General features: G+C 58.6%; 6 protein-coding genes. 3 read left to right on the top strand and 3 right to left on the bottom strand.

The annotated features are described in order from the left end of the window. Positions 1–82: 82 nt before the first annotated feature. Together CP49_RS25025 and CP49_RS25020 are read right to left on the bottom strand one after the other, a co-directional pair. A complete protein-coding gene (locus CP49_RS25025; RefSeq protein WP_197423225.1) occupies positions 83–1,273 on the bottom strand; it encodes a DUF932 domain-containing protein in 1,191 nt (396 codons plus the stop codon). A gap of 378 nt (positions 1,274–1,651) precedes the next feature. Next, the gene (locus CP49_RS25020) at positions 1,652–1,963 is read right to left on the bottom strand and encodes a DUF736 domain-containing protein (protein WP_057852822.1); all 312 of its coding nucleotides are present in this window, start codon (positions 1,961–1,963) and stop codon (positions 1,652–1,654) included. Between the two features lie 1,160 nt (positions 1,964–3,123). Here CP49_RS25020 and CP49_RS25015 point away from each other — a divergent pair. Further along, positions 3,124–3,405, top strand: a complete 282-nt coding sequence (locus CP49_RS25015; protein ID WP_057852821.1) for an AbrB/MazE/SpoVT family DNA-binding domain-containing protein — start codon at positions 3,124–3,126, stop codon at positions 3,403–3,405. Beyond that, positions 3,386–3,775: a type II toxin-antitoxin system VapC family toxin gene (locus tag CP49_RS25010; protein WP_057852820.1), complete on the top strand. Its 390-nt coding sequence runs from the start codon at positions 3,386–3,388 to the stop codon at positions 3,773–3,775. The genes CP49_RS25015 and CP49_RS25010 overlap by 20 nt, the downstream gene beginning before the upstream one ends. A 638-nt stretch (positions 3,776–4,413) precedes the next feature. Here CP49_RS25010 and CP49_RS25005 read toward each other — a convergent pair. Next, positions 4,414–5,175, bottom strand: a complete 762-nt coding sequence (locus CP49_RS25005) for a hypothetical protein (RefSeq protein ID WP_057852837.1) — start codon at positions 5,173–5,175, stop codon at positions 4,414–4,416. A gap of 976 nt (positions 5,176–6,151) precedes the next feature. Here CP49_RS25005 and CP49_RS25000 point away from each other — a divergent pair. Further along, positions 6,152–6,856, top strand: coding sequence for a LabA-like NYN domain-containing protein (locus CP49_RS25000; RefSeq protein ID WP_082646231.1), 705 nt, complete (start codon positions 6,152–6,154; stop codon positions 6,854–6,856). The last annotated feature ends 494 nt before the right edge of the window (positions 6,857–7,350 follow it).

The raw sequence follows: 7,350 nt of genomic DNA, 5'->3' as shown, positions 1-7,350 counted from the left end.
CCGGATCGGCGGCGGCGCACTTGGGGCGCCTGCGCAAATGGAAAGTGGCCGCGCAATTGACTCCGATTGCGCGGCCCGCTTTCTAGATAGCGCGTTCCATCAAGCGCTTGGCCTTACCCTCCAGTTCCAGCCGCGCATCTTGATGGGACTTGGTCCGGGCCAAGGCTGTGATGCCTTGCACGAAGTCAAAGACGCTTTCGGGTTTCCGGTTTTCTTCGCCGAGGACTGTTTCGATAATCTTCGCCGTTTCCGATTTGGAAAACCCGCCTTTGCGCAAAAAGCTCTCACGGTCCTCGTCGTTCCGCGCAACGATCCGTGCCCGCGCGGCCTTGATACCGGCAACGAATGGTGCGGGGGAAGAATTGGCAAAGCTGGTCAACGCCGGGGCGGCTTCGTGCGCAAAGCGTTGGGCTGCGAACTTCGAATGCCGGATGGTGATCTCTTCGAAATTCTCGACGCCCCATAGATTGCGGTTCATGCAGACGGCGCGAAGGTAGAAACTGGCAATTCCGAGCGTCTTGCTGCCGACTTCGCTGTTCCAGCAGTAAAATCCCCGAAAATACAAATCCGGCGAACCGTCCGACAACCGGCCCGCCTCGATCGGATGTGTGTCATCGACCAGAAACAGGAAGACATCGCGGTCGCTGGCGTAGAGGGTCGTCGTGTCCTTGGTGACATCCACAAACGGATTGTGAGTCATCGTGCTCCAATCCATCACACCCGGGACTTTCCACCGTGTATCGCCAGTGCCATTGCCTGCGATCTTCATAACGGCGGCGACCAGTTCATGATCCCAGATGCGGCCGTAATCCGGTCCGGTCACGGCGCGAAGCTCGACGCGCCCGTTATCGCCTTCCAGGGTTTTCACCAGTTCGGCGCGATGGGAAAGCAAGCCGTGTTGCAGGTTGATGGCCGACAAGGCCGCGGGAAGCTGCCGCAAATAGGAGGTTGGCGCGCCGACCAGCGTGCACAACTGGCCGAAACTCCAATGCGTTGGCATGACCTGTTCGTCACGTCCCGGCACCATCAAGGCAAGCCGTTCTGAACTATCCCGGCTCGCTTCCACCCGAATGGTCCGGCTTTCCACCGTCCGCGCCTGCGCGCGTTCCGCCCTGCCCCGCACGGCTTCGTACAGATCGGAAAGGTTCAGAAAGCGTTCGTCATCGGGGCGCGTAAACCATTCCGAGGAAACACGGCCAATGCGCTGGCCACGCGATACGTCCACACGGAAGCCACCGGAAACAGGCTGGTTGCTTTGTGACAGGGTCATCATGTTCATGGTCTTTCTCCTTTGGGCTGAGGTTGAAGCGCAGCGCTGCGCTGCAACCCTGCCCGTCGGCGAGACCTGGGGTGCAAGGGCAAGGGCGGCTGGACGCGGAGGGGGATCACCCGCCTGACAAGGGCGCGCGACTACGCGCGCGTCTGCACGCGCCTGATAATCACATCATCCATGAAGATCCTTTTGCGGCGCGGAAGACCGGGGAAACCCGTCCGGCCGGCACGCACGGCGTGCTTCACCCTTGCCCGCGCGAGGGCGGAGCCCTTAGCTGCCCTTCAAATAAGAAATGCTCCCTTTTGCTTCAACGCAGAGCAGCCAGAGACACAAAGAAGCCCCGCCTCCGGAGAGACGGGGCTAGTGACCCCGTAGGGATCAGTCGCCGTTACGGCGGGACCAGATCAGGGTGAAGCCTTCGTCGCCCTCGATCTTTACCAGCGAGGCGTAGATCGGTGCCGGAAAGGTCGGATCGTCGAGCTTGACCGAGAGATACTCGCGATCGCTGTCGCGGGCAGTCTTCTTCCAGGCGGCGCCGAACTCGGTGACGCCGGCGAAGATGCGATAGTCGGGCGCCTTGTCGTTGTCCCTCTCGGACGGGGCGAACCTTGCCTTGATGTTCAGCGTCAGCGTTTTGATCGAACCGATGAAACCGTTGTCCGACGCGGTGAAGGTGCCGATGGTAGCCATGGTAGTCTCCGTTTGTTGCTCGGGCTGCGCCCATCGCGGCCTCGATGGCGATCCTTGGCCCGGGGAGCGATCGGCCCGCAGCCCTTGGGCTCGCAGCGTCAGCGGAGAACGGCGTGAGCCTGCTTTTTTTACTTCCCGCGAGGAATGCCGCTTCGCGGCAGGGGAAAAAAGCAGGCGGAGCCGTTGCGGGAAGGCGATCGAGGCCTTTGGCCGGCCCTCGGGCCTGATCAGCCCATTCGAGGTTGCGTTGGTCGCGAGCCATGAACGAACTGACGGAGACTACCATGGCTGCCGGTAGCGCCTCAGCACAAGGACGCAGCTTGACCGGTCGAGTATATGCTGACTGATGCGCGTCATCGGCCATGACGGCGCGTCGGGGCAAACGCAAGCAAACGCTTTCGTATTCTATCGCAGGGAATCGAAAGCAACCCGAGGCAAATCCCGCCGAAAGACAATCCAAGGGTTCGTAATCGTCCGACAATGGAGCATTTGCGAAAACCTCGCCTCGCCGATCAGAGGTCGGCAACGCGGTGATCACACCAATGCCAGCGACAAACGGGGCATCTCCGAGGGATTGCGCCTGCTTCACCGGGAGGGCTTAAGCGAAGTGCAGCCTTGCCGCCCGTTGGATCGGCGCGCGCCGGACAGGCGCGGCCGAATTTCTTGGCAGTCAGCCGGGGCCGCTAACGCGGCTCCGGCTGGAATTCACTCTGCAGCCTGCGAGTAAGTATCGCTGCCTTCTACTGTCGGCATATCGGCCTATTCAGCGGCAGGCTTAGCCGTCCTTAGCAAGGCAGGCAGCCAATCCGTCGGGACCAGCAATTGCTCGGCCGCGCCATGTCGAACCTCTTGCTATCCGCCTCGTAGCTTACGCCTTTCCGCGCGGCTTCCAGAATGCGTGCCTTGGTGACGCGTCCGAGATAGGTCTGCGCGGACCGCCAATGCCCGTTCATGTCGAGCGAGACGGCTTCCGCCAGACGATCCGCGGTCGCAATCGCCCCGGGGCCTACGGTCCCACAGCAATCTAACTGCATTGACGGTCAGGACAACGCAGTGAGCGAACAGCGCCAGTCGGCTATCGTGATCAAGTGACATGGATAGACCTTGCCATCCGGCCCAAGCCCGATTATCTTACTTTTGTCTTACCGGATGAAGCTGCCATGTCCGCCAAGCAGAAGATGACCACCACCGTCTCGACCAAGGGCCAGGTGATATTGCCCAAGGCGATCCGAGAACAGCGGCACTGGCCTGCCGGAACGGAACTGATGGTGGAGGATACCCCCGAGGGCGTATTGCTGAAGGCGAAGCCCGCTTTTGCGTCCACCCGGCCGAAAGACGTATTCGGCTCCCTATCCTACAAGGGGCCGGCAAAGTCGATCGCGGATATGGAGGCAGGGATCGCCGCCGAGGCGAAACGGCGGCATGCTCGCAATCGATACTAATCTCATCGTCCGCTATCTGGTGGGCGACGATCCCGGACAGGCTGCCCGGGCACGCCGACTAATCGACAACAATGACGTCTTCGTCTGCACCACAGTCCTGCTAGAGACCGAGTGGGTGCTGCGGAGCGTCTATGGGTTTTCCGCTGCCCAGTGCGCCAAGGCCCTCTCCGATTTCGCGGGGCTGCCGCGCGCGAGTCTGGAAGATGCTACCGCCGCGGCGAAGGCATTGGGCTGGATGCGGCAGGGCGTGGACTTTGCGGATGGACTGCATCTGGCCAAGGCGGAAGGCTGTGAGGCCTTCGTCAGCTTTGACCAGGATTTCGCCAGAGCCGCTAAGGCCCTCGGCGGCATCAAGGTGCGGGCGCCCTGACAGCTCGCTCGCAGTGATTGGTGCTCGGCTCAAAGACAGTCGCTCCACATGCATTGGGTGAGTGCCCTAAGTGAGGATGCAGTTCCGACAGAGCCGTTGATTAAGAGGCGTATGATTTCGTCGGAAAATCAGCGCCCTTCCAACAAGAGTGTTGCCCAACCTACGTTGGAACCCGCAGTCGGCTAGGGGTCATTCGCGTCGGTTTGGCCGGACCACGGTGACTTCCGGTCTGCCCTGGTGAACGGACATTCTCAGGATAGGCGAGCATGTCTCAAAGGTGCCAATAGGCGACACGCGGATCGATTACTCAGGCAGTCCGGCTTTACGCAGATCATCTGCGGTATTTGGCAAAATCTACCGGGAAGGGTGAGATACGGTCCTTGAGATTTGAAATCTCACCGCGGGATCGACCTGAAGAAGCCGGTCAACCGCCGCTCGTGCTTGCTCAGGGTGTCCCACAAGCGCCTTGCTTGCCGCCAAGATCCATACTCCGCCGAAGCACGCTCGCGTCTCGCGCCGCGGACGAAGCCACCACACGTAACGCGAAACAATTACGGTGAAATAACTGTGATGAGCCGCTGAGCAGCTTTTGCCTTGGCGGCGGCATACGGTTCTGTCCAGGCAGCAATACGGGCGACTCAAAAAGGCCCGGACCCACGTAAGGCACGCTTTAGACGGCTGCCAGCGTGCGGATCGACATAGTGGAATAGAGCGGTCGCGCGGATCTTGTCGGGGTCGCAAGGCTCGTTGGTGTGGATGGAGCGATAGCCCCAGAAAAGATAGAGGTTACCCGGCTTCATCTTAAGTCGGACCAGATGCGAAGAACGCGCTTCCGTCAAACGCTTCAGCAGAAACTGTGTGATCGGATTGTCGATCAGTAATTTATCAATCAGGTTTTGTGCATACCATGTTCTGACAAGGCGAACGTTTGGAGCCATGACGAGTTCGCCGGAGCGCCGTCCTTCCGGAACACAGATCGGAAGCAAGACGGTTAGGACATAGGAATCATAGTGAAACCGGAGTGAGTGTTGCTGGCCCGAGGAGCCGGTCAGACAACGCAGAATCTGGTGGTACGGCTGATCGGGGGCCTGATTTCCTGTCGCGCGTTCATAAACGCGGGTGCAAAGCCGTCGGAATACCTGGGATTTGGCCATTCGCTCAAGCGGGGTGCCTGGCAAATCTGCACATCCTGTGAAGCAGACATACCGGTTGCCCACGCCCCGAACTGAATCTTCCACGAAGGTGCGAAGCTGATCAAGCTCGCGCTGCTCCAAATAACCCGAAACAACTCCATATCCGACGCGATTAATCGAGCTGACTAACTCGCTAATGGACTCGTCCGACAAATCCGGAAATTCACCGTTCAGCGAAATATTTGATGCACTCGATGGAATGTTCATGGGCTTACCCTTGAAGTCCGCGCATCGCACAAAACAATCAGCGAGCGTAGGGCTTCTTTGCTCGCTGAACAGATAGCCCGGATTTTCGGTGCTCTCCTCGTGATATGCATATATATATATGCTTATGTGGCAATGCACCATACTGCTCTTACCAAATTGCGGCTTTGAGCCGATGCGGAAACTGTTGCTTGGCTACGTCGTGGTATCAAGGCCAACCCAAATTCCAATTCGCATTTCGCTCTTGCTGCTGCCCTGACCCTTCTTGGAAGATTTGACGAGGCCAGGGCGGCCGTGCGAATTATCCGCTGCTCAGCGACAAAGCCAATCCAACCTACCTCCAGGGACGCGAGCGCCCCACTGATGGTATGCGTATTGCCGCGGTACGGAGGGCTAACTTCCGATTTGGGTCATTCGCGTCGGTTTGGCCGGACTACGGCGACTTCCGGTCTACCCCGGTGAACGGACATTCTCAGGATAGGCGGGCATGTCTCAAAAGGGGCCACGATCAGACATCCTAGTCGGCCTGAGATACTCGCGCACGTGGGCAAAATGCTGGAATGTGAGCGACCAGAATGGCTGTCCGCTCTACTGTCGCCGTTACGCAGATGGACATATGAGTAAGGAGCGCATGAGTAAGGAGCGCAGAGTAACATCAGGAAGAGCGCTCTGTTAGCTTTGTATCTGGCAGAGGCTCGGCGCGCTCCATCTCCATACACGACCACGCTTTTGCAACAGAGTTCCAAAGATAGGCAATTGATGCGGTGGCATTCCGGCCCTTCATATCCTCATCTTCGGTAAGTCGGCAGAAACCTTACAAAAAACAATTTGAACCTTAAAGTAATGGGGCATAACTTGCTGCTCAATTCTGGTAGAATGCCGCCACAATCTAAATTTTATTGTCCAATTCAAGCCAACCAGAGCTTGAGGCGAGAACGCGCTTCGCCGCTGTTTGCAAATAGTGCGCTGGTCAACATCGATGTCGTCCAAATCAAATCGCATCGCGCTTTTTATCGATGGCGCCAACCTGCACGCGACCGCGAGGACGCTCGGCTTCGACATCGACTTCAAGCGCCTCCTCAAAGAATTTGAAGGACGTGATTCTTTGCTGCGCGCGTTCTACTACACGGCAGTCATCGAAGATCAGGAATATTCCTCGCTCCGCCCGTTAACAGATTGGCTCAGTTACAACGGCTACACCGTAGTCACCAAGGCGGTGAAGGAGTTCACGGACGCCGGCGGTCGCCGCAAGGTCAAAGGAAGTATGCACGTCGAACTGGCCGTGGACGCCATGGATCTCGCCGATCAAATCGACCAGATGGTTCTGTTCTCCGGCGACGGAGATTTCCGCGCCCTTGTCGAGGCAGTTCAGCGACGCGGCGTCCGCGTTACGGTGATTTCCACGATTTCGAGCCAGCCACCGATGATCGCCGACGAACTGCGGCGCCAGGCCGACGTCTTCACGGATCTCGTGGAGTTGCAGTCAAGCCTCGCCCGCGACCAGTCCGGGCGTCCCGCGCGAGCCGCATCTGGCGCCGCGGTTCCCGCTGATGCTAAGTTTCCCCGGGCAGGCGATAGGGACGACAATTCCCAGGCCCGAGGACCCAATGTTCTCGACCGAAATTTCCACCTATGTCCGTTGCGGATCAATCGCGTCGATGCGGTGGCGTTTTGGCAGTCTTGAAGACTGCGGCTTGGCGCCAATCTGAGGGGGTCTGTAACTGAGCCAGACAGGGCTGAGTGAGTCGGGTTTGCAACTTCGTAGCTAGTGACCTGTTTCTTTTCTGGCGACAACGGCGCAGCCTGTCAAAGCTGCTGCCCTAAATTTAAGTGTTTATTCCAATTGACTCCGGTTCGTTGCGGCATAGCCTCATCATCGGATCGCGACCAAGGCTTCCCACGCCAGCAGAGCCAGAGCGGGTCGCTCCCGCCAGCGCCAGTCGAAGTGGGCCGATTCCACGCGTGTGGTGCACCAAAACGGCGCTGGCAACAGCGCCGTTTCTGCATCTTGGTGATAATCTAAGTCTCAGCTTCATCGGAACTAGTGCCTCCGGCTTGTCCTTGTGCCATCGCCAATGTCCAGGCTGGCACCCGCTTTCAAATGCTATCTCTTCCGCGGTGGGGGAATGACAAAATCGACTACTGTACGGGCTGGGGGCGAAACCGAGTCGTGATCCT

The sequence above is a fragment of the Bradyrhizobium valentinum genome (assembly GCF_001440405.1).
In the GTDB taxonomy this organism is placed as follows: Bacteria; Pseudomonadota; Alphaproteobacteria; order Rhizobiales; family Xanthobacteraceae; genus Bradyrhizobium; species Bradyrhizobium valentinum.
The sequence above is the reverse complement of the archived record's forward strand: the minus strand, read 5'-3'. Positions and strand labels throughout refer to the sequence as shown.